Here is a 22,920-nt window from a genome sequence, read left to right as displayed (position 1 = left end):
CTTGCAGTAGCCGTAAGCGCAGGGAAAGGACAAAAGCCGAATACATGTACACAGGAGACCTGTTCAGGTATTCCCTTCTTTATGCCAGGTCCCTAAATCCAGACCGCATATACATATTGTCTGCGAAATACTGGCTTATTGGCCTTGACAGAGAGATCGACCCGTACAACGAGAGCCTGAATGATATGACAGCCTCAGGCAGGAGGTCGTGGTCGGAGAAGGTCCTGAGAGAGCTTGCAAAAGAGAATGACCTGGAGAGAGATACCTTTATCATGCTGGTCGGGAGAAGATACAGGGAATTCCTGACTGCCCGAATATTCCACCATCAGGTGCCGCTGGAGCACATGAGGATAGGAGAGCAGTTAAAGTATCTCAAGGGCATGCTTGATGAGTGAGACGTGCAGCAGGCTGCATGAATTTGCGCGCAGTTTGAGGAGGTACACTTTCCCGTATAACAAGAAGGAACTCCCCAAAAGCGGGCTCTACATTATGTTTGAAAGGGGTGAGGAAGCCCACGGGGGAGAGAGGATAACGAGAATCGGCACCCATACCGGAGACGGGAACCTGGCCAGCAGGCTGGGGGAGCATTTCTACAACGAAAACAAGGACAGGAGCATATTCAGGAAAAACATAGGGAGGGCGATACTTAACCGCAGGAAGGAATATTCTCTGCTCAAACAGTGGAACATTGACCTGACAGCATCCAGGTCAAAGGAGACTTATCTGAAGATCATCGACAAGGCAGGGATGCAGAAGATAGAGAGGGAAGTGTCAGAATATATTCGGGACAATATATCCTTCGCGGTCATCCCGATCACCGGTAAGGAAATGAGGCTGACCTTGGAATCACGGCTTATTGCCACAGTGGCGCAGTGTGAGGAGTGTGAGCCCTCTGATACATGGCTGGGGAAGGATTCCCCTGTTAAGAAGATAGCTCAGAGCGGTTTGTGGCTTGTCAGTGGGCAGAATGGCGCCATCCTGTCTCCGGAAGAACTGGATATGATCAAGATGACCTCAGAATGGAAGTGAAACCGCCGTTTTTTACCTAAAGGAAAAAATCCATCCGGACAAACGGTACGATTTGATTGATTATACAAGGATGAAAAGGAACACCTCTCCTGCTGTTAGTGACTGCAGTGAATTCATGCACATAAGACGCAATGGCGCTTAACATCCGGACATGAGACATACAAGGGAGCTTCCTGATGCATGATGCAACAACTTTCGTTTCTGCTAAATGAGAATTATATGCAATATAACCCTTTGTTCCCAGCATAACTTGGAAACAAATCCCCACCTAAGTTTAAGAAAGAACGTTCTGTTTGATGTCCATATGAAGGAAATAGTTCATGCGTTATCTCCTTTGATTATTCTTTCCAAATCAGTAATTGAAGCCGGATCCAAAAATAGGTCTAGTTTCTTCCTTATGTCATCGGGGCTGGATAGTTTATTGAGTAAGAGAATGTAATTCTGAAGAGCAATTCTTACATACCCGAAAAGTCTTGGTATAATGTCATTATTTATGGATGGAACCTGATCCCCGTGAAATAATTTGTTTCTTACAATATATATTGATTTCAAATCCTCATACGTCTTCTGTTTATCGGAATAAACGGATGAAACAAGTACTGCCACCCTGCGTCTTATTATTTCAGAGGAAGCATAGTTTCCGGCAACAATTGCTTCAAGGCATATCATCAAATTCAGAAATCTGTAGGTCTTTCGGTCAGCTCTACTCTCCTCCTGGCTTCTGAGAAAATAGTAAAGGGGAACATCCGCTTTTTCTAAGGCTTTTTTCTCTATTCTCGACAAAATTTGGATTGAATTGGCTAGGTCAATTGCCTCTTCAAGAGTCTGACTCTCACTTTTCTTTCGTGGCAAGAACGGAAAAAGAGGTATGGTCCAGTTTACCATTTCTTGCCCAGTCTTTGGATCTTTGAAGGTTAGTACATTTTCATTTGCGAAGAGGATCATTTGGTATTCCTCTTCTGGACCAACATTTAGATTAAACCATGCCAGATCTTGATCGAGCATTTTTTTGCTTTTGCAATTGGGTCCTCATTCTCATTTACTTTAACAGTGATACGAGCTCTGAGCGATTGTCCGGCACCCATAAATACAGTACCGTGAGGAAGCTTTACCTTTTCCAATGAAACGAAATTTTTAACGTTTGATTCTATATACCAAGTGCTTACAAAATCATATTCCATAGATGCTATGAATTCAATGATATATAGAAATTTATTTTCACCATTATTAAATTTAAATGGTTTTGCCTTTTTAAAGTTTATGGGTATTTATTTAAGATATCCACCAAAGAATATTGCTCTTTTTTAAAGCTCATGTAGGTTGAATTTCTCATAGACCTTGGGACCATCCACCGATTCTTGATGAAATCAACAATTTCGTGTTGCTTGATATTATAATAACCGACATTTTTAGTCTCGCCTCTCAAAAATTCGAATGAATGTTTGCCCAGTGGCATTGCAAACAATTCTCTTTTAACATTATGATAAAGCAGATCTCGAGGTAAATTAAGCTTATCTAGGGCTGCCGAAATTACAACTCTCTTGTTTCTTATACCAGTCCCCCACAACGGATTTTTCCTCTGTTTAACTTCTTCCTTCACTAAGGTCGCTAATTGATCATAGAAATCGGAAAAAAGATGGAATTCACCAGAACCACTTGACCATCCAGCATGAAGCATCTCAGGACCATTGTGTATTTTAATTCTGTCGTATACTGAACTTTTCCCAAATGCCGATGCGGTAGTTATCAGGGCAAGTTTTCCGTCAAATATCCTGCCACTAATCCGCGATCGTTTGCCTCTATACTTGTTCTTAAAATCGGATCTGATCCTCGGAGCAGCCAAAAGCGATGCAATCAGTTTACCTCCAAGAACTAATGAATAGGGCGGAACTGCCCCAAGTACGAATGCATCCATTACATTTCTGAGCATTTCACCTCTTGCTTCTCTTGTCCACCCTATGAGATTATCTCTGTCCTTGATGCCAAACACTGGATCAGCAAGGCCAATTATCCCCATCACCGCACCATTTGTATTGTCCTTCACAATATAACGAAGTCTTCGGCCATATCCTGCCGATATCGGAATAGACCAATGCAGTTTTATCCAATTGAATAAATTTGTATTTTCCTTGTCAACCAGCATAAATTTTGGTTCTATCTTGGCCACATCGAGGGATTTACCGTCAATTAAGTATTTGTCAATAAATTCTAACTCATGTTTCAGAATCATATGTCTGTTTTTGTTAATAGATATGCTTACAGCAGCTTGATGAGCCTCTCTCACGTATGATTTGTCTTTTGGCAGAGATAATTGACCCTTATCAGTTATCATAAAGCCAATTTTTGTGAGGTGCGACAGAATCAGCTCTTTAAGATTCGAAATTGGCTGCCCATAACTCTGATTCTTGCATTGACACAACTCAGTTTGCATAATTACGCCTAAGGGATCCTCAGGCCTAAACTTTTCTATGCTCTCAGAACTATTCAATACTTATTTCCCCAAGGAATTATAATATCTAGTTTTAACAGCAAACTCAACATTGTCTTTAGTCCTGGATTGAATTTGCCCCTCTTCTCTTAAATATGCCTTCTCGCGTTCATCAAGTCTGTTAAAAAGTTCGATAGTTCTTCTATTTATTTCTAATCCGGCCATATCTTTTTCCACTGCATTGTATTTTGAAATAATAGATGCAAACACTGGATTTCCGTTGCGATTTTGCGTCACTGACTGAATATTAGACAGCAGATCAGAATCTTTTTGGACTTCAGTGCTTCTGTTTGGTTCCACCACCTCCTCAAAGTTGTTTACAGATAGAGGCAAGACAAATGGTTGAAATGAGGTCCACATATAACATTTACCAGGAATAGGCTCACTCAAAATCTGTGTTAATATATCGTCAGAATAGTGCGCATTGGCACGTCTTAAACTCTCTAAATCACTTCTGCTTATGAGGTGGAATACGAAGAAATTATCCGCCTGGCTAAGTATTTCAAATGGAATGCTACCTGGCTGTTGTGTTATGAAAATACCGCCCAATCCATATTTTCTCCCTTCCTTGGCCAATTCTATGAATGAAGTGTAATTGGAATCCTGCCCTATCACAGACTGAGCTTCTTCAACCACAAAAGTTGCTTTGATTAAGCTTTTGGCTTGGTCTGTAAAGTGACGCTGATTATGATCAAATATTGATTTCACAACCATTGAGCTTAGCTGCAAGGCAGTCCTGCTATCCAGTAACGAGATGTCCACAATTACAACTTCTTCTCTGCGCATCGCTTCTGTAATGATAGCCATCAGATGAGAGTCAGGATTATGTAAACTACGGATAGGTGAAACCAGATTGTTTAGGACTGGCTGGAAATTTCCAGGATCTTCATCGCTACCTGTGACAATTCTAGCGACCTCGGCTAAATCTGCCCTCCAGCCATCCCTAAAGAGTAAATCAACAAGATTTCCCCACTCCTCATTTTCCATTCCCATTAATTTTGAAAAGAACACGGTTTCATGTTTTGAGGGATTGACTATGATTGGAAGGATGAATTTTGGGTCAAACTCGCGTAAATTGAGCTTCATGTAGGGATAAACATTTCGAAGCGTGGTGTCAACTCTCCTGTTGGTAATGAGGATCGCTTCCCTATGGTCCATAATTCCAGGCCTTTGTTTATTGTCAGTCACTGCATATTCGCCCTCAGGGTCAAATATAACAAGACCACCTTCGCCCTTTGGCCAGCCGCTAGATATAAGTTTCATAAGGTTACTTTTTCCATATCCGGCCCTGGCAAATACAAATGTACGCTTGGAATTAAGTTCCGAGATGTTGAATTTAATTTTAATATCTTTATCAGAATAAAGTGAGCCTATCTCCCTACCATTGGACTGCAAACGATTTACCGTTTCGATTATTTCTGAGAGCTGGTCTTTAGAAGGTTTATACACCTTACTCGTTATATTGGGTATCCTTGTAACGCCTGGTCTAAAACTTTGCCGATCCAGCGTTCCGAGTATTTTAATCCGGACTGCATATCTGATTTTCTTTTCTTTTATATCCATCCCAATGGCATCTAAGTTGTTTGCCACATCTCCAAGCCATTTTTGACCCATAAAAGCGGTCAATTCGCCAGTTGGTCTATATTCAGTAACCCGGGAAACAATATATGTCCCCATGTTTTCTATGAGAAGAAAATCCCCAATTTCTAATACAAAGTTGGCCTGATAAGGAGCAATAATATTTGCTATATATTCATAAGTTGCACTCTCTAATCCAATGAAAACACCCATTACGTTACCGTTATTCATCAATGTAACCACCCCCTAATACTCCCTTGTTAACGAATTCTGTAAGCACACTAGCATCTCTCATGAAATCCCTTCCTTCCGCATCCAGCATTTCCTTAAGTTTGTCCATGATCTTGTCTCTAACAACAGAAGCAGGGAACCCAACTCTAGCAGCTGCCTCGTGTGCCTTCATTATTGTCTGCGGATACCCAAGTACAGGATAAGAATAAGCAGAATCCTTTGCTAAGTGTGCCATCAGCTCGGTAATTTCCCGCTCGGAATATATTTCTTTGTCATTTTTTAAATCTCGTGGAATTTCAACTGTAACAAGGAGGTTACTGTTTCTAGATAATTTTGCAATATACAAATCGCCAAATGCATAGTATATCTTATTTTTCGTTTCAGAAATTTTACCCTTGCCAGACCACCTATACGCTCTTACTTCCAGATTTCTTGGAATTTTAACGTAACCTATTGAATTGATTGGGAAGACATGCTCCATGGATATGGCCGTTGACAGCAAGGTCATCACCTTGGAGGATTTAGAAACACCAACCAATCTAACAAGTCTCTTTTTCTCTTTCAGAATGTCCCAGAGATTAGGTATGAGTTCGGCTTTGATCTTCTTTGTCCTAAGGAGGCCATCCCTCATCAGTATTATTGGATCATCGCTCGAATTTGCAATTCTTTCAAAGATACAGGCCCATTCGGACAACTCCATATAAGTATCAGACTGATTCAATATTTCAGAGATTTCCTGAACACTTTTCTTCCCAAGCATATCCAGAAATTTTCTAACAATTGGATCCTCATCAAGGAAATTGCCCTCTCCTATTACATCGCTTTCCTTTTCATCACTTTCATCAGATTCTTTGGGTAAAACAAACTTCATCTTGAGATTGCCATAGGAATCGGCTACTTCAATCAAATCTATTTCGAGTGGTTCAAAGGAAATTTTCATCTTTCCGCCGTCTATGGCTTTGTAAGTTACAGATATGTATGAACCGATTGGATCTATTGGAACAAATTTTAGTTTTCTGACTTCTTCCCTCAGGTTTTCTAGTTTACTTATTTGAGATTTGAGGGATTTTTCCAGATTTCTTACATTCTCTATATCTGTGTCATTAGGATTTATCAATAATTACCACGTTTATGCCATGTCTTACTCATAGGAAAGATATAAGTTTTTTTATGATAGCATGACAATATTTATCATTTAGTTTTCGCATATTCTAAAGTTTAACATTTGTGCAATGAACGGGCACTAAAGAAGTCCCTATTCAGTGAGCGGCCATAGCTCGTTGAATTTTCTACTGAAATTGTGACTCCAAGGTAAATTTAAAGAACATTTCACTGTTTTACGCCTCAAACTCTTTGGATTTAAGATGCTTCCATCTAGAGATACCCCCATTCAGAAAACATAAAGAAAAATAAGTTACGCGCCAAGAATTGGGAGATTAATCCGCATTTGCTTATTTGACTCAAAATTGGTTCTCTCCTTCCCGCATACCATAATCCACGCAAGACCCGGAAATCCATCAGCTAGTACCCCAGTAATTTTCCGGACTGCCTATTGGGGCGGCAAAACTTCGCGTCAGTCATGATCTGGCCCCATAGCTGCATATTCTATTATAGTCGCATTCAGCGCACTTTGAGGACGAAGGTGATGGGGGGAACTCCCTGCCGGTTATTTTTGAAACCACTGTTTTAATCTCATTCTTGGCGGCCTGAAGCCTTGGTTCTGAAATGTCAACCTCCGTGAAGGCTTTGGAGGGATCATCCTGATCAAGATGATGCACAAAGGCCTTTTCAGGTTTCATGTTCAGCGATTCAAGGCACGCTATTGCATAGTACCGGAGCTGTCTCTCATAATCGGCGGAGTAAGCTCCGTCAAGTTTTTCCGTCTTGAAGTCAATTATTTCCACCTGCTTTATTGCCCCGTCACTGTCCAGCTTCTTTAAAAGGTCAATCTGGCCGTTTATGAGAGCACTGTCAAGTACAAACTCGAATCTCTTCTCTGTTTCAAGAATCCGTGAGAAGTCCCTGCTGTGAATCTTCACGTAGCGCTGTATGACCTTTATTGCAGACTCCATCATGTTCCTCTCCATTTCCCGCGTTGCATATCGGAGTCTGAACATCCTCTGCGTGATGCTTTCTATCTCCTTTTCATCCGGGACTCTCCCCTCTCTGATGTACTGGCGGTGAATCATGTTCAGAACATTGTGGATGTTTGTCCCGTATCCAAATGCTGCCGGAACTCCCGCATTGAACCCGTATATGTTCCTCAGTAGGAAGTCTTCAGGGCAGCGCAGATAGCTTATCATCTCGCTGTAGGATGTCTCATATTCGCCTGTGGCTCTGAGTCTCGGCGGGTAACCGCTCCTGCTTCTGGAAAGCATCGACGCCCCGGACACATATTTTGCAGGCATTTCTCCCAGAAACCGGTGCATATCCCTGGGTTTTTTCCTGTCTGGCACAGTACGGGATCCCGTCATAAAGATGTATTTCTCTGACCTTGTCAGTGCTGTGTAGTACACTCTCCGCTCATCCTCTTCCCCTCCCCTGTACCTGTCACTATTGTAAAGATTTCTGTCGACAAATGTCTGCGTTTCATTGGGACGACGTTTATCAACGAAATCCGGAATGAAAACTACCGGAAACTCCAGTCCTTTAGCTTTGTGTATTGTCATTATCCTCACCGCGTCCACAAGACCCTGATCGCTGTGTCTCGGGTCCTGGTATGCGTCATCGCCGTAGGCACTCACGAAATTGAAAAAATATTTCACTTCCGATGCCCGGAGCCTGACCCATACAGATTCGTAGTCTGAAACGGCCTGGCTGAGTGCCGCCAGGTTGTAGCTGTACACCTCGCCGAAATCAAACCTGTCCGCACCGGCCGCCTGAAGGATCCTGTGGTATATCTCCTGGAGACCAAGACCGGGCAGGTAATCCTTATCATCCTTCTCCGACAGTCTGATCATGTCCCCCCTTATTTGTTCAATATTCCTGACAAATAGGGACGGATCAGCTGGGCTAAACCTTTCCCGCGGAAAAATTGCGGAATAGGAGTTCCTGAGGTACTTGGCGTCAGGCAGGATTCTGCCGTCACGTCCAAACCTTTCGGTCCTGAAGACATAGGACAGACAGTCAAGTGCAAACTGGACCTCGGGCCTTTCAAATATGCTCTCCCCGCTTGATGCGACTGCCGGTATGCCCCCCCTCTCAAGCCTGTCAATAATCTTGGATGCCCAGCTGTTGGTCCTTGTAAGAACAGCCATGTCAGACCATGAGATGGAGAACGGTATGTTTCTCCGGTCAGTGAAATCGGTTTCATGCAGTTCCCTCATCCTGCCAACGATGAAATCAAGCTCCTCCTCCTCGTTCCCGAACATTCCCGCCTGAATGTCGCCAGGCTCGTATCTCCTTGCCAGCTTGGGATTGGATTTCATAGCCTTGCTGAGTCTTCTCCGATTGTTGGAGATGAAGACCGAGGCCAGATCAACTATTTCAGGAGTGCTGCGGAAATTTGTCTCCAGCTTCACATCGGTGCACGCGCCTTTGGTCTCTGATCCGAAATCAATGATAATGCTCACGTCAGTCCCCCTCCAGTGGTATATCCCCTGATCGTCGTCCCCCACAACGGCCACGGACTGAGCCCTTTCCGAAATTATGTCAAGAAGCTTTCCCTGCAGCGGATCAACGTCCTGGAACTCGTCGACAATCACGTGGCGGATTCTGTGTTCTATGAGATCCAGTTTCCCCCTGTCGCCTTCAAGTGTGCTGACCAGCCTGCTGATTATGGACGGGAAATCAAAGTATCTCTGGGCGTCAAGCTCGCTGATGTAGTTCCTGAAGACTTCGGCAAAGCTGGTGTCTGTAAGATTATCCGGATTTATGCTTTCCGTAAGCATTATGTCAGCACTCCGCATGAACTGCCTTACGGTCTGGTAAAATCTGAGACCGTGTTTTTTTTCGAGCCTTACCAGCCCTATATTATGGTAGTAGTTTCCGTATTTTGCCAGGAATGCCACCCTCCTGGGCCCGTCAAGTATATCATATGTCCTGTAAACAGGATCCATCTCCCTCAGCATCTCCAGACAGAAGGCATGTATGGTGCCGATGAACAGGTCACCAAAATCAGCCCTCTGGGGAAACTCTGAATCCAGGATTTTTCTGATCCTCAGCTTCAGCTCACCGGCGGCCTTCTCGGTGAATGTTATGGCGGCTATGCCCTGAGGCGGGCTTCCATTCTTTATCAGATTTGCAATTCTGCGGGCAATAATCTCGGTCTTTCCCGATCCGGGGCATGCAATGACCCTGAGTCTCCCCATCTCATGCCCCGCAGCACGTTCCTGCTGATCAGTCAGCACTATGTCATCAGGCATGAATTATTCATGCGGCAGAGTTTATAAAACTATCACCCTGTGCACGCATGATCCGGCTGTGACGCCCCGTACCGGGACAGAATGGATACAAGCCGTGCCAGCGCCGGCTCAGGGCCGTCACGGATTTCACATTCCCACAGTGTCACCACCGTCCAGCCCCTGCCCGTGAGCAGTGCTGAAACCTCAGCATCCCTCTCCCTGTTTCTCTCGAGCTTGACTTTCCAGAAATCCATTCTGGTGGATGGCATCTTTGAAAGGCGGCACCCGTGCATGTGCCAGAAGCAGCCGTTGACGAAAACTGCAATCCTCTTTCCGGGGAAAACAATGTCCGGTTTTCCGGGAAGCGGATAGTGCAGCCTGTACCTGAACCCCGCCGAGAAAAGATATTTTCTCACGGCAAGCTCTATTGAGGTGTCACTGCTGCGTATTCTGGACATGTTCCAGCTTCTTCTCTCCCCGGATATCCTGTCCGTTTCCCATCACCTCCAGAACCTTCTCAGCAACCGCCCTTACGACCGCCGGAACCACAGCATTGCCGAACTGCCTGTAGGCCTGTGTGTCCGACACCGGGACAGTGAACCAGTCCGGGAAGCCCATGAGTCTCCTGCACTCCCCCGGGGTCAGCCTCCTGGGATTCCGGCCCTCCTGCCTGATGAGTATCTCGGATCCGTCCTTGTGGTACCTTGCGCTGAGAGTCCTGGTTATCCTGTCCCTCCCGGGGTCCACAAGGCCGTACCCAAAGCCGTTGCCCTTTGCCCTGTGCTTTTCTGCATAGTTCTGCAGGTACTCCCACAGATGATCGGACAGTGTGTACTTCGGATCCGGGTTCTGTTCCAGTATGCGGGCCAGTGCCGGGCCATGAGCCGGCGGATCGGGGAACGTGAACTGCGGGTCCGGGTAGAGGTCCCCCCTGAATCCCACGATAATTGTTCTCTCCCTGTGCTGGGGGACGTACGCGGAGGCGTCAACGATCCTCCAGAATATCACATAGCCCAGTTCGGCCGTGAGTGTGTTCCTTATGATCCTGAACGTTCTCCCGCGGTCGTGGTGCACCAGGTTCTTCACGTTCTCAAGGATGAATGCCTTCGGCCGCTTTGCGGCAATTATCCGGGCTATGTCAAAGAACAGGTTGCCCTGCAGCTCGTCCAGAAAGCCGTGGGGTCTCCCCAGGCTGTTCTTCTTGGAGACGCCAGCAATTGAGAATGGCTGGCAGGGGAATCCGGCGGCAAGGATGTCATGGTCCGGTATGGTCCTCTCGTCTATCCGGGTTATGTCACCGGCCGGTTCCTCACCGAAGTTGGCCCTGTATGTCTCCCTCGAGAACCTGTTCCACTCGGATGAGAAGACGCACGTTCCGCCGAGTTCCTGAAGTGCCACCCTGAATCCGCCTATCCCGGCAAAAAGATCGATGAATGTGAATCCGCTCAAATGACCCCCTTCCTTCTCCAGACCTCCATCCTGGGATCAAGATGGTCCCGGAAGAACTCCATGAACGAGATAACGTTCTCCCTGCCGTTATACTTTTCCATCTTCAGGGCATGCGGGACGACCATGTATATCCTGTGCGACATCATCTCGGCAAGCTGCTCCGAGGAGACCCCGGGATCAATCGTGGCAAGGTAGAAGCCAAGACCCCTGGTCCCCTCTGTGACTATCTGCCTCCATCTCTCCCTTATGGTTCTCTTTGCCGTGAATATTATGCTTTCCATGGGGTTTTTCCTGTAGTAGTCCACCGATGGCATGACGAAGTCCGGCTTCCCGTTTATCACCGCCTGGGCCGTGAAAGGGTAGCCCAGCCTGGAGAAGAGGCTGTTGTGTATCTCCTCAAACCCCTTGCCAGCTCTGGACTTCCTCGACTGTGCCAGAGACAGGTAGAAGTGGTCAAGGATGGTGAAATGGTCACCCAGGACCGTGCCAAGGTCATCCAGTGTCCTGATCTCGCCGGTTGCGGACAGATGCTCTGCGAATTCCAAGAACACTCTCCTTCCGTACTCCCTCTCCTTCTTCAGATATATCCCGTACGCAAGTTTCTCGGAGAGGGAAACCGCCTCGTCAAAATTTTCCTTGAGCACCGCGGGGTCATCGCCGTATCCGGAAATTATCGACCGGAGAGCCTCATTCACAATGCCGTCCTGCGGCGGTATCACAATCCCCCGATCCTCGGCGAACTTTTTCAGATCAGCCACAGGCATATTATTTCACCATCCACTGCACCATCACATAATGCTGATTGCAAACCCCTATTATCCTTTATCGGAGATGTCCCGTGGACATGCATTCGGAGCAGGAGTTTCCCCGGGATTTCATCAGGCATCACTGTTCTGTTGCCGGCCGTTCCCGTCCTTTCCCTGCTTGAGTGTTTTCAGTCTGATTGAATTTGTGGCCAGATTTATGCTTAATGGCCTAACCTTTAGGATTTAATCTATCCTTTCGCATGTTCTGAAGAGAAATTCAACAAGAAGGAAATACCTTCTGTGCTTTTCTGACCTGCTCTTATCTGCCACGTTCTTGCGGGATATTTCATGCAGTATCTGCTGGATCTCCTCATCTGAGAAGAAATCAATTGAGAGCGGTCTTCCAGAAGACCGGATCAATATACTCTTTGTGGGATGGGAAGAGGCATAACGTGACAATATTTTAGTCTTTAAATGCGTTTGTTCATAGGGCAAATGAAAAACGTCTTCATCCAATGTGCCTGAGTATATAAACACGGGCAAGACCAACGAAATATAACATGACAAAATGTTTGTTTTGTCAATCTTGAGGAATAATGAACGGGGTAAGTTTGCATTAGTTTTACGATGCGAAAAAGTTATTATTAACAATCAACGCAAACTTGTACACATTCCATAATGGTATGTGATGCAGAAAAATTAGTGTTAGGCTAAACCACAAAGAGTGGACAGCCAAGCTAATCTAGAAGGGTTTCTAATTTTCAAAGCTTCTTTGCATTCAGCAAGGACATCTGATTTATCCACAGTTACACCAAATTCCCTGAAATACTGGTTGAATCTATCTATAGTAAAGTTCAACTCGTCCTCACTTGTTATTTCAACGATATTTGGCTTTACACGAGGTCCGCCATTGAATACTAAATTTTTAATGAAATTGGGTGCCGTGATTAAAAATGAGTTCTCAAGCCCGACGACCCCATAAGGCCCCAACAGATTTTCTGCAATAGATAGGCAATTCTTGAAGGATTCTGCCGCAGAATGAAAATCCAAGTATTTACTGTCCTTCTCAGAAACAAGTGAATAACCAAATTTGCGTAGTAGTGCAATTTCAACTATTTCTGGTTCCCTAGAAGCCCCGGTCATTATTTCTTCAAGACTCTCCTCAAATTGTGGAGATTCATATTGAAGGAGACTGCTATTCTCCTTCAACAATTTTTGAGCTTGTTTGGATATTTCTATGGAGGTCTTTTTGCCACCGCGCATTTGTGTAGGAATTCTGTTGATCTTACTTTCTTTGCTTACACCTGTTACCTGATAGAATTTTTCTCGTATAAAATCAGCACATCTTTCGGGATTCGCGTTAAGCTCCTCATTCTTTATCCTTATAACGGTGTAACCCATCATTTCAAGTGCCCTCTGCCTTATTCTATCTGGTGTTTTCATCCAGCTTCTATCATGTATCTTTCCGTCAATTTCCACAATGAGATTGCCCCCGACAATTAAGTCAGGTGTGTAAAACCTCGACAAAGAGAAGAAAAGTTTATGTTCTACTTCGAAGGGTATACCTATCTTCTTGAGTAAATATCTCGCCTTCAATTCACTTTTCGTTGGCTCTGGCATTCGGTCATCTCTTGTCATATCCTTTAGGGAGTATTTCCAGTAACTCGACATAATCCGCGTGCAATAAATGGAAACCATCTTTTATATGTTATTCTGTCCAAAGATCATTCTATGAAGACCCGAAAAACACATCTAAATTACTCAGGAAATCAGACACATAATTCAAAAGAATAAGGCGAGGTTTTAATTTGTATGGGTTCAGAAAATTGTGATATATTTTCTCAATACATTATCAATCATAATCAGAGGTTTCAAAACCAACGGGTCTGAGGGCCCTCACCCGAAATTTTTGAAGATCTAACTATGGGCCTAAATATAGCTGTTTAGATATTGACAATAATCATCATCTCCCTATGTTTAGAAAATTAGTTATTCATCCTGAGTCCCATTAATCTCACACTTGTTAGTTGAGATTACAGTGCCTTTATCATAATAGTGAATGTATTATCTGATGAAAGTTAAGATTATGAATTAAATTTAACGCAAGTATCTACCTGTTGTGCATTAGAAGTTAAAATTTTATTCGATGAGAATGTATAATTTATTCCCGTTAATGGATCATATTAACAGATTTGTATCTGTCATTTACCATTTTAATAACCAAAGCAGTTTTTTTAAGGATTTCTAAGGTCGAATCCTTGTCTTTCCAGAATTCTATTAACTGACTCGCACTTAAAGAACTTATCTCCTCACTTATTTTTTCACTGTAGTGTGCCACGATATCCCCACTGTGTCTGATTAGACCTGTTTCTTTGCCGTTTGAATCCAATTTTGGTTCTAACCACTTTTTTTCATTATCATTCAAATACTTATTAGCCTCTCTCAGGATTTCGTCATATTTCATATATCCTTTTTGGCCTCCTTTTTCCTTATTTTGTGGCCTCATGAATTTTATTTCCCTTTTATCGTGATCATACTCAGAGTTTATTGCGATAAATAAGAGTGATTCGGTAGCAGTCCGGCACATTATACATGATGCCATGTATGCTCCATTTTGGTAGCAGGACAGAGCTTCCCTGAATAAATCAAGGACACTTCTAAACTGGCCTGGAATAAATTTACTAATGTCAAGTGATTTCCACACCGAATTCACATCAGATGCCCTTCCATCTCTTTCATTTCCACACTCTGAGGGACCTATTGAAATCTGTTGCAAACCACCCTTTTTGTTGAAGGTATTCAAAACATTTACTGAAGTTGTAGACGGGGCAGATGAAATTACATATGGTCCATCATTTACTACAAATTTTATTGCTTCATTGCTAACCATGCGTCTATAAATTTTTAAAATATATAAATCCATAGGAAATATTTCAATACCTTAATTAGTTCTAAGTTCATGGCTGGATTCGAAGCAGAAGTAAGGTCTGCAACAGACTCAGATCTAGTAGACATTGTTTCACATTATGGCTCTGACGGAGGTTCTCCGTTGAATCCCTTTTCATCAATTGAACGGATCAGGTTCCTACCCATTGACGGATTCCTGATAGCAGATTTTGTCAACCTTGAGGAATAATGAGTCTGGTAAGTTTGTATTAGCTTTACAATACGAAAAAGTCATCATTGATAATCAATAATGTGCCATCTGTCCCAGTGACTTTCTATACGAGTAACTCCTAAGAACTCCTTCAGGGTCGAAGGATTCGTTAAAATTATATGGGTTAAATATGTTTTTGCAGCATGTGGAGGAAAAGAGATCTGATCATTGCCACTGTAGTAACCGTTGCATTAATTTCTGCCTCGATTGGATTTTATGAGCTTGGCCTTAACCATGGTAAGGACATTGGATATCAAAATGGGTTCTCCCAGGGATCAAGATCTGTTCTTATACAGAGTTTCAGTCAATTTTCGTTGTCGCCAAATGGAACCATATTGATTAACACCTATCCATTTTCAACCAGCAATGTAAGTGTCGTGTATTCATTCTATGTAGTCAATGGCCTAGGACAGAATCAGACCGTAAATATGATCGTTGTGGGGTGGAAAAATTCTAGTTCTGAAAAATTTCCATTTAGCACTGGTTACAAGCCAAACGACACCGGGATTGTAAACCTGACAAAGGTGAGCGCAGTGGAGATAGAGTTCAGGGCAAACCCGAATAATACGGCGAAGATCGATCTTGAATTCACCTACCCACTCCAAATTTTATTCAATTAATATATTTCGTCATTCTAAACAATGGCCTTAAAAAAATAGAAGGGTGAAAATTACTTTCTTCCCTTCCTTGAAGATCTGTAGGCCGTATTGTTAGGGTTCATCTGGTTGCTCCTGTTATCGGCATTTGCCCTAGAATCACTGGACGTTGGATTGAAGGCATCCGACCTTTGGGCGTTCGAAGAACGCTTCTTTTCTTCAGGCATTTTGTCTCATTGTACGAAACCATTGCTAGGGCATAAATTTTTGCCAACGTTGACTTTGATTAAGTCATCCATTATTATTGTAACGCCCAATAATTTGTTCTTTTTTTACCGTGTCAATTCGCTACTTGGACATGCATTTTCTATAACTGAACGGTCGTAATGGGCTTAACTTTGAGTATGTTTCTAATTAATATGGGCAAGTAAATGAAAGCACAAATTAACACTCCACTAAAAAATGCTGCTATATGTACGAAATAGTTAATGTGAGGAAGCTCTGAAAAAAATGCTCTCTGTCCATCATACAAATCCGCCAATACGATTATTGAGAACACAACAGAGCAGGCACCTCCTATCCATCTCAACCTCTTCGAGCTTGACTTAAGTGCCCCAATTTGAGAGGAATTTCTTCTGATTAATTTGGCTCCTTTGCCGATTATGATAATTATGGTATCGAAGAGGAACAGGGAAAAACATGCGCCCCAGAATGCATAGACAACCCCTGACTGGCCGGCACTGGTAACAGTGCTCCCACTTCTAAACATCTCATAAAACCACAAAAAGTTCGCAATAATGCCTCCTGCGAACATACTTACTAATGTGGCTATGTATCTTCCATTTCTAAGTTTAATTTTGAATGACACGCTTGTAAGATATAGAAATACTAGAAATAGAAGCATAGCTTCCATGTTCTGGAAGCCGTCAAAGACAAAGTTAGACGTGATTATTCCCCAGGGTGTATTCACGGAGTTAGCAAGAGACAACACTGCATTTCCAAAAAATATTCTAACTAAAAGGCCGACAATGAAGAACACCACTATAACAAAAAATGGAATCACATCGACAGTGTAAATTTTATATACTGACTTTGCCAGATTTATACCTCTTCACTACATTCAAGGTTTAATTATATAAAATATCTCTTTTGCTGTGCTGTGTTTGATCCGAGACCCCTTGCTCTGTTAATCATATTGAAGAATATTTAAGCCCCGTTAAGTTTTACAACAGGAGTTAACAAGAAATAAACAAAAGCGCCTAGAAGCTCTTCGCATTCGTACGCAGTAAAACCTGTGATTCTGTTTTCAATCCTCAGATTCACTGCTCTGCCATAAGCCTACTTTGAGTGTAAGGTAATATTTGTACCCGACAGCGCGCACTTCTATATCCTCATATACGTCATTGAAAATAGGTTCATCCTCATTTGAACCGTAGCGCGTAAATCCCATTTTCTTGGCCCGGTCCAGTATCTGATTATCAAAAAAATTACTCTTTGTTCCATTGCCTGGACTTGATTTTCGACATGAGGCAAAAACCAAACCGTAAAGTTTACTTCCAACTGCTTCCTGAACCACTGGATAACCTCCGTGTTTGTTGGTAATAACATTCTTGAGTTGTTTTGAGAGGCTCTTCAGAGTTGTGCCGATATTGTCAATGGCATCTTCCTCTTTTCTAAGTTTATGAGCGTTCGTAATATACTTGGCTTCAAATGCACTTACTATTTCTCTATTACCCATTAGATTGTTTTTAATAAAAGCAATGTCATACTTCCGCTCCCCTTTGTTTCCAAGATTGGTTATTCCTAAAATTTCACCCCTCGTTTCCTTGTACACATGAACTATAAATTCATGTACGAGATAATCTTCAAGTAAGCCTGTTAGCTGAAGTGGCGCAAGAGATCCACTTTTATTTGAGAGGTGCCGGAGAAAACGATTATAGGTTTCCGAAATTTCAATTAATCCCATTGAAAATGTATATTCCCAGCATCATTATTAAATCTCACTCCTACGGTCATCGTTCTGATGAGTAGATTTCCGTTTGTTCATCCTATTCAGATGAGGTTCTTTCTTCTGTATTGTGTCTCTTTCAAGCTTTTCTATATATTCTGCTTCACGACCAGTTTCTTGTTTCTTGTTAATATCAGAATAACTCCCGTTGTCCCAAAAAATCTTATCATACATAAAATTTACAAGGAACAACTTCAAGTCCGTTAATGCTTGATAGACTGTCTCCGAAATGTCATCACTTTGACTAAGTTCATCAACTCGTCTTCTGGCAATTGTAGCAAACCTAGCATGATTCCTGCAATCAAAATGAGATGGGATTCTTTCCATAAAAGACCTGGAAGTGCATTTACCAACATATTGAAGCTCATTTCTCATATTGTAGAAGAAATAAAGTCCAATGCCCGGGTATATGGCCAAGTCATTCAGCGTTAGTACGGATAAAGGTATTGCGTTTCCTGGATTCACACTTTTCATCAAAAGCTCGCTGTCTAGATTTTTTGCAGACATAAAAGAAACTACATGTTTCCTTTCCTTGTCGAAACTTGGTTCCGGGATCATATTACGGTTAAGAATACAAACATTTGAATTGTTGTATCTTTTAAACAAAATATATTATCAAGTCTGTCATTCAAATTTCTATGTTCAAACCAGAGTGTCTTTACTGTTATCAAAAGAGGGAATTCAGGTCATGGAAAGAAGTAAATTACCCATGTTAAGCTGAATCAGCCAGGACAGGAATATCTTGACAAATCTTATTACAATCCGCTTTTTAACACCATGTTCATAATACTGCTATTCACTATCATTGAGATTGCTGCAAATTTCCAAGCTATGAATCCGATCATAAGTGTTGTGCTAATCATAGAAAGTGGTTTAGTTCCTGTGGTTTACACAGTTTTAGATCATAAAAAATTCAGAGAAAGATATTCTTGCCCAAGATGCGGATCTTTAGTGTTCCCAAGAATAGGTAAGGATAATGTGGAATACTGGGTATGTGCCAACGATTCCTGTGAGTTGCATGACGGGAAAATAGATTTTCTAACATGGCAAGATTATGAAATATTAAGATAATTTGTTAAATATTTCGTTTATCAGCCACCTTGCATTGTTCAGAACCCTGTCAAGGTTCTCCTTTCCTAGTCCTTTTCCCGCCTTTTTAGCATCATCAAGCCATCCCTTGATGTATGCTGAAGAATCCTCTCTGAAGTCAAAGCCAAAGTGCGCTCCTACAAGGTATGTTGACAATTCTGCCTCAGATTCAGCAAGGCCTCTTGGAAGTTCTTTCCTGTAGAGATATTCAAGCCGAGCATGGGACATCTCATGTATCAGGGTATGGAGGACATTCACATCCTCTCCTAGTATCTTCATCACAACTATCTTCTGGCCTTCCCCTGAATGTGCTGTATATCCTCTTGCACCATTATTGATTGGAGATTCCTCAACCTCGTAATGCTCCTTTGCGATCTTTTTCAGAGTGTTGTAAAGGGTTGTCGCCTTTACATCCGCCTCAATCGGCTTTGCTTTTCCAGGAATGGGTGTGGTCTGTGAGAAGTAATATACCTTTCCGGTGCTTTATACCTTGGTAAAACCACCACCAGTGAGGTTGAATTTCTTCCTGACAATTTACTCAAGGGCTTCATCACTAAGACCTTCAAATCTTTTCTTCTCAATACAGTCCTTCACTTCTCTAGGGCCATCCTTGTGTGCTTCTCCCACAGGATAGAGCACACTTATTGGGATTGCACCATCATTCACTTCCCGACCGAAATACTTCCACTCGTTCCTAGACCTGACGATGGTAGCATTTGGACCCTGCATCCCTCTGAGCAGTGAATTGAAACCAGAATAGTCCCCTAGAGTGCCGGATTACTTTCTCATCTGCGGTAGGAGTTGATCCACTGTTGTTATTATGCTGAGACCTCCAAGGAGATTCCGGGCCTGCTTCTCAAGCTGTGTTTGCGTGGGACCGATGTCCTTCATCCGGAGATTGAAACATGAATATGATCAGGGGGCCACGATGACAGCACCAAAAAATTAGATGGGATAATTCCATCTTTTTCCAGAACCATTCTTAACCTTATTTGCGGACTTCTTTTACATGAGGTTTCTTCCGCAAACCGGAAGAAACGGAAACCACGGAACTGCCTGGCTCAGTGTAACATTTCCCGCCTATTTTCTTGCGAAACTCAATTTTTAATTCATCCGGAAAGTAAAATTAATTATAGGGCGCTGATGAATTTCAGTTTATATGGGCGATTCAAATTTCGCAATTTTTCTTTTGTATTTCAGGAAAAACCATTTGAGAAACTCCGTTTCGTCATTGAATTTCAAAGATCTTTCCAGTGCGTTTTCATACCGTTTCCTCTCACTGTAATCAATGTCCAGAATGGGAAACCCACTGGCATGTAAAACGCAGTTCATTGCGAGCCTTGCAATGATTCCATTCCCGTCCTGAAACTGTGGCCTTTTAAATAAAACAAAATGAATCAGGCCAGCAAGCATGAGACCACCAAATTTTTCTCTGTATTCTCTGTAGGCAGAATCGAACCCTGAATATTCCGCCTCAGCTCCATGCACCCCTGTGATTACACCGGCAATCGATGGCTTGATCTCACGATAGAGCTTCCAGTGCCACTCAGCCAGAAGGTCGAGGGAAAGTTGCGGGCTGTTTAGAAGAATGTCTTTTGCGATTCCATAGTGAACTACCGCCAGTTTAACATCATCCGTGTCGCGCCAGCCAGGGATCACTTTATCAACGAGAAGTCTTTTAAGTTCGAGTTCCGTCAGCTTGGAACCAGCCAGTTTCAGTGTACTGGCAGTGAAATGCAGTGCGGTTTCATGGTAAAACTGATCGATCTTCTCCCTTGACATTCCATCAGTCCGGCCTATCATCACACTCCTGGCATGCAAGGATAGCGGTTCCCGGCGGTTCTCAATGATCTCAAGCTGAAACTGCCTCTTAAGGTGATCAATATCCTCCGGAATATCCTTTCCAATGTATCTCGAATATTTTCTGACCCTTCCGTTAACCTTAACCGGGTATTCCAGGTAGTAGTAGGTTCTGCCTCCCTGCTCCATCTTCCTTATGGTGACCATGATTCCCAGCCAGAATATCGCTTGATTGAAATATCCGCGCCCTTGCAGAGCTCCACCTTATTCAGTTACCTCACCGTCTTGCATATCAGGTTCGTGGATTCTGTCCAGTTCAAGGAGCGAATTGAAGGTTAGGCCTTCGCTGTATCCTGAATCCCTTATGACCTGCAGAAGCTCACGGAGCTTGTCCCTTCCGTATTTTGCCTCCAGCACATCAAGATCAATTCCTCCTCCATCTCTGACAGTTTCCACAAGGTTTAGGAGGATGTTTAAGCGCAGATTTCCATACGGGAGTTTCTTCGCACGATTCATGAATGAGGAATCCTTTTCCAGATGCATGGGAGAAAACTTTACCTTTTTAATGCCGTTGAAGAAACTGAAAGTGTTCCCGGAATATGTAACCAGCGAGGTGTTCAGAAGGGCTTCAGGTATTTTTGAGAACGGTATAATCTCATCTCCGTTCTGGTAAAAGCCACCATCTCCGGCATGCCCCACCATGTTCCTAAAAATGGATACTATTTTTCCAAAGTCTTCATCCCTGCACAGGAAGATAATGGGATTGCCCATGTAATCCACCATCTTCTTCGCAATCCTGTGAGAAACCATGAGATCGGAATCTTCAACCTCACAGTAAATGATCCTGCCGTTATGTTCAATGAGTATGTCCGGTATAAGATTCCCGATATTGGGCTCAACAGTTACCTTCACATTCCTGGACTCCAAGAAGTCTGAAAAGAGAAAGATCAGCCTGTTGTGCAGCGTGGAATTTTCACAGGATGATGTCGTATTCTCCTCACCGTATCCGATTCTGTTTATGATGGATGCCTTGATTTTTTGCACAGAGGCAGTGTCAGGGGCATGTGCAATCAATGGTGGCTTCAGGGTGATGGGACCGTATTTTCCAGAATTACTGGATGATGATCCCTCCGCCTCAACATGATTGCATGTCACTGTGACATAATGTCTGGGCTGGTTTACCAGTGTCTCTATGACACTCTGCCTCTTCGAACTCCATGTTATGTTGTCCGATATGTACTTGGCATCCCTCTCAGTCAGGTTGAAGCAGGCATAGTTGTTCAGGTTCGAGAACATAACATCCCTGAATTTGTCAGTCAGCTGGCCAAGGGACTGGTAGGCAAGGATGAGGATGACACCATATTTCCTTCCCTGGGAAAGAAACATGTCAAGGACAGATTCAGGTATTATGTGGGCTTCATCGATGATGATATATGTCTTGTAATCAGATGGGCCGCGCCCAACAAGTATGTTCCAGATTCTTGCCAGAAGCACGCTTGCAATGATGCTGGCCGATGTTACCCCGGTCTCACCAATACTGATTTCAGGGCTTATGAGCTTGTTTCCAGTGAGTATGCAATGATCCAGGTTAACGCTCTTTTCCTCAGAAACTGAGATGACTCTTCTGATCAGCGGATTTCCCACCAGCGGCAGGAGCTTGTTCAGTGAACTCATTATGAAGTCCCCCCAGTTCCTTGAAATATTGCCGGAACTGAGTGCATTTCTTATTGGGGAGTGCTCCTGAACCGGAAAATAGGAAAAGAGTCTCTTCTGATCTGTGAGGATTTCGGTGAATCTGTCAAGCGGTAGACCTTTCTCCCTTAACATTATGTTGACCATTACCTGCGAGATGATCAGGTTGATTCTTGGACCCCAGCTTCCGTTGGACATGGCCTCATTGCTGGAAAATGCCTGTACCATCCAGTCTCCGACCCGGTAGGCATTTTCCTCCTCTCCTGAAGTATGAAGCGCGTTGATCCCAGAGTATCTGCCCTCAGATCCGGGATAATCGTGACCGCTGAGGATAATGGGGTCCTTCCCTGTCATCGAAAGAAAGGAATCTGCAGTCTGCCCGTGGGGATCTAACAGGACAATGTTGCAGTCTTCCCTGTCGATATGCTTGAGGATGTGGAGCAGATAGTTGGATTTTCCAGCTCCTGTCTTTCCAATGACTATTCCATGGGAGCCAAGAGACATCAGCCATGGCTTGCCGGCATAGGGGGGATTCGCTGCGTTATCCCTTATAACATAATATCTTCTGTACATTTTCCGCCATGGAATGAAGAATGTAAAATTTATTCCCTGATCCTGAAATTTTTGAGAGGAGGTTGAAGCCATATGAACTGGATACCTGAAATTCCGGCCAGAGAATGGAAGAAGACTTCTGCGTTCTGTGATGATATATCG

23 protein-coding genes are annotated in these 22,920 nt (G+C 43.2%); 5 read left to right on the top strand and 18 right to left on the bottom strand.

Annotated features, from left to right (window positions below; genetic code table 11):
* The first annotated feature begins 44 nt into the window (after nucleotides 1–44).
* Both RE469_04360 and RE469_04355 read left to right on the top strand, forming a co-directional pair.
* Nucleotides 45–395, top strand: a complete 351-nt coding sequence (locus RE469_04360; GenBank protein WMT45431.1) for a hypothetical protein — start codon at nucleotides 45–47, stop codon at nucleotides 393–395.
* Nucleotides 388–1,029: a hypothetical protein gene (locus RE469_04355; protein ID WMT45430.1), complete on the top strand. Its 642-nt coding sequence runs from the start codon at nucleotides 388–390 to the stop codon at nucleotides 1,027–1,029. The genes RE469_04360 and RE469_04355 overlap by 8 nt, the downstream gene beginning before the upstream one ends.
* Nucleotides 1,030–1,347: 318 nt before the next feature.
* Here the strand turns inward: RE469_04355 and RE469_04350 are convergent, their stop codons facing one another.
* The 12 genes from RE469_04350 to RE469_04295 form a co-directional block, all read right to left on the bottom strand.
* Nucleotides 1,348–2,034 carry a HEPN domain-containing protein gene (locus RE469_04350; GenBank protein ID WMT45429.1) on the bottom strand — a complete coding sequence of 229 codons (687 nt, stop codon included), beginning with the start codon at nucleotides 2,032–2,034 and terminating at the stop codon, nucleotides 1,348–1,350.
* Complete coding sequence (locus RE469_04345) at nucleotides 2,001–2,210, bottom strand: hypothetical protein (protein WMT45428.1); 210 nt, start codon at nucleotides 2,208–2,210, stop codon at nucleotides 2,001–2,003. The genes RE469_04350 and RE469_04345 overlap by 34 nt, the downstream gene beginning before the upstream one ends.
* A gap of 77 nt (nucleotides 2,211–2,287) precedes the next feature.
* A complete protein-coding gene (locus tag RE469_04340; GenBank protein WMT45427.1) occupies nucleotides 2,288–3,517 on the bottom strand; it encodes a DUF4338 domain-containing protein in 1,230 nt (409 codons plus the stop codon).
* Nucleotides 3,518–3,520: 3 nt separating this feature from the next.
* Entirely contained in the window at nucleotides 3,521–5,326 is a 1,806-nt protein-coding gene (locus RE469_04335; GenBank protein WMT45637.1) for an ATP-binding protein, read from the bottom strand.
* Nucleotides 5,319–6,443 (bottom strand): DNA double-strand break repair nuclease NurA, encoded by a 1,125-nt coding sequence (locus RE469_04330; GenBank protein WMT45426.1) that lies wholly within the window; start codon nucleotides 6,441–6,443, stop codon nucleotides 5,319–5,321. Before RE469_04330 ends, RE469_04335 begins: the two co-directional genes overlap by 8 nt.
* 460 nt (nucleotides 6,444–6,903) lie before the next feature.
* Nucleotides 6,904–9,690, bottom strand: a complete 2,787-nt coding sequence (locus tag RE469_04325) for an ATP-dependent DNA helicase (protein ID WMT45425.1) — start codon at nucleotides 9,688–9,690, stop codon at nucleotides 6,904–6,906.
* A 32-nt stretch (nucleotides 9,691–9,722) separates the two neighbouring features.
* Nucleotides 9,723–10,127: a very short patch repair endonuclease gene (locus tag RE469_04320; GenBank protein ID WMT45424.1), complete on the bottom strand. Its 405-nt coding sequence runs from the start codon at nucleotides 10,125–10,127 to the stop codon at nucleotides 9,723–9,725.
* Complete coding sequence (gene dcm / locus RE469_04315) at nucleotides 10,105–11,118, bottom strand: DNA (cytosine-5-)-methyltransferase (GenBank protein ID WMT45423.1); 1,014 nt, start codon at nucleotides 11,116–11,118, stop codon at nucleotides 10,105–10,107. The genes RE469_04320 and dcm overlap by 23 nt, the downstream gene beginning before the upstream one ends.
* Nucleotides 11,115–11,882: a type II restriction endonuclease gene (locus tag RE469_04310; GenBank protein WMT45422.1), complete on the bottom strand. Its 768-nt coding sequence runs from the start codon at nucleotides 11,880–11,882 to the stop codon at nucleotides 11,115–11,117. The genes dcm and RE469_04310 overlap by 4 nt, the downstream gene beginning before the upstream one ends.
* A gap of 225 nt (nucleotides 11,883–12,107) precedes the next feature.
* Nucleotides 12,108–12,323, bottom strand: a complete 216-nt coding sequence (locus tag RE469_04305) for a hypothetical protein (protein WMT45421.1) — start codon at nucleotides 12,321–12,323, stop codon at nucleotides 12,108–12,110.
* Nucleotides 12,324–12,569: 246 nt separating this feature from the next.
* The gene (locus tag RE469_04300) at nucleotides 12,570–13,484 is read right to left on the bottom strand and encodes a DUF559 domain-containing protein (GenBank protein WMT45420.1); all 915 of its coding nucleotides are present in this window, start codon (nucleotides 13,482–13,484) and stop codon (nucleotides 12,570–12,572) included.
* Between the two features lie 550 nt (nucleotides 13,485–14,034).
* Nucleotides 14,035–14,754 (bottom strand): hypothetical protein, encoded by a 720-nt coding sequence (locus RE469_04295; protein WMT45419.1) that lies wholly within the window; start codon nucleotides 14,752–14,754, stop codon nucleotides 14,035–14,037.
* A 69-nt stretch (nucleotides 14,755–14,823) separates the two neighbouring features.
* Between RE469_04295 and RE469_04290 the strand changes: the two genes are divergently transcribed.
* Nucleotides 14,824–15,000: a hypothetical protein gene (locus tag RE469_04290; protein ID WMT45418.1), complete on the top strand. Its 177-nt coding sequence runs from the start codon at nucleotides 14,824–14,826 to the stop codon at nucleotides 14,998–15,000.
* A gap of 164 nt (nucleotides 15,001–15,164) precedes the next feature.
* On the top strand, nucleotides 15,165–15,641 hold the full coding sequence (locus RE469_04285; GenBank protein ID WMT45417.1) for a hypothetical protein: 477 nt from the start codon (nucleotides 15,165–15,167) through the stop codon (nucleotides 15,639–15,641).
* A 343-nt stretch (nucleotides 15,642–15,984) separates the two neighbouring features.
* On the opposite strand, the gene RE469_04280 is transcribed toward RE469_04285, so the two are convergent.
* From RE469_04280 to RE469_04270, 3 genes are all read right to left on the bottom strand, one after another.
* The gene (locus RE469_04280; protein WMT45416.1) at nucleotides 15,985–16,659 is read right to left on the bottom strand and encodes a hypothetical protein; all 675 of its coding nucleotides are present in this window, start codon (nucleotides 16,657–16,659) and stop codon (nucleotides 15,985–15,987) included.
* A 264-nt stretch (nucleotides 16,660–16,923) separates the two neighbouring features.
* Nucleotides 16,924–17,583, bottom strand: a complete 660-nt coding sequence (locus RE469_04275) for a hypothetical protein (GenBank protein WMT45415.1) — start codon at nucleotides 17,581–17,583, stop codon at nucleotides 16,924–16,926.
* A gap of 27 nt (nucleotides 17,584–17,610) precedes the next feature.
* Complete coding sequence (locus tag RE469_04270) at nucleotides 17,611–18,183, bottom strand: hypothetical protein (protein ID WMT45414.1); 573 nt, start codon at nucleotides 18,181–18,183, stop codon at nucleotides 17,611–17,613.
* A 219-nt stretch (nucleotides 18,184–18,402) separates the two neighbouring features.
* Here RE469_04270 and RE469_04265 point away from each other — a divergent pair, with 219 nt between their 5' ends.
* On the top strand, nucleotides 18,403–18,696 hold the full coding sequence (locus RE469_04265) for a hypothetical protein (protein ID WMT45413.1): 294 nt from the start codon (nucleotides 18,403–18,405) through the stop codon (nucleotides 18,694–18,696).
* Here the strand turns inward: RE469_04265 and RE469_04260 are convergent.
* From RE469_04260 to RE469_04250, 3 genes are all read right to left on the bottom strand, one after another.
* Complete coding sequence (locus RE469_04260; protein WMT45412.1) at nucleotides 18,688–18,993, bottom strand: hypothetical protein; 306 nt, start codon at nucleotides 18,991–18,993, stop codon at nucleotides 18,688–18,690. The genes RE469_04265 and RE469_04260 overlap by 9 nt on opposite strands.
* Nucleotides 18,994–19,869: 876 nt before the next feature.
* Complete coding sequence (locus RE469_04255; GenBank protein ID WMT45411.1) at nucleotides 19,870–20,721, bottom strand: hypothetical protein; 852 nt, start codon at nucleotides 20,719–20,721, stop codon at nucleotides 19,870–19,872.
* Nucleotides 20,722–20,778: 57 nt separating this feature from the next.
* On the bottom strand, nucleotides 20,779–22,779 hold the full coding sequence (locus tag RE469_04250) for a type IV secretion system DNA-binding domain-containing protein (GenBank protein ID WMT45410.1): 2,001 nt from the start codon (nucleotides 22,777–22,779) through the stop codon (nucleotides 20,779–20,781).
* Nucleotides 22,780–22,920 lie beyond the last annotated feature (141 nt).

The sequence above is a fragment of the Cuniculiplasma divulgatum genome, assembly GCA_031200235.1.
GTDB lineage: Archaea > Thermoplasmatota > Thermoplasmata > Thermoplasmatales > Thermoplasmataceae > UBA509.
Note: the sequence above shows the minus strand (reverse complement) of the source record. Positions and strands in the feature narration are given on the sequence as shown.